The sequence below is a fragment of the Corynebacterium hiratae genome, from assembly GCF_009708045.1.
Taxonomy (GTDB): domain Bacteria; phylum Actinomycetota; class Actinomycetes; order Mycobacteriales; family Mycobacteriaceae; genus Corynebacterium; species Corynebacterium hiratae.
The window spans coordinates 1-354 of sequence record NZ_VIOG01000045.1; the positions used below are offsets into that span (position 1 = coordinate 1).

Annotated in this window: 1 rRNA gene; it reads left to right on the forward strand. The window is 47.2% G+C overall.

What is annotated here, in order from left to right:
• Nucleotides 1–243: 243 nt before the first annotated feature.
• Nucleotides 244–354 (forward strand): 23S ribosomal RNA (locus FME68_RS12975); the annotation flags it as partial.

Sequence of the window (354 nt, forward strand, 5' to 3'; positions counted from 1 at the left end):
TGTAACCCGCACGAGTTTCAGCAGTCAGGTTGGATGACTTCTTGGTTGTTTAAGTTGTGTGGGGTGTTGTGTGAGAACTGTATAGTGGACGCGAGCATTAAACCATGTGCTTGTTACTGTCACTTTTGTGTGGTGGCAATGTGTGTGGTTTGTGTGATTTCTTTGTTCTTTTGTGTTTTGTGTGTTCACACCAGCATGATTTGTCTGCTGCCATGTTTGGGTGGTGGTTGTTGTGTTGGTTGTGTGTTCGTTATTTAGGGCGCATGGTGGATGCCTTGGCATGCTGAGCCGATGAAGGACGTGTAAGGCTGCGTTAAGCCTCGGGGAGTTGTCAATAAAGCGTTGATCCGAGGA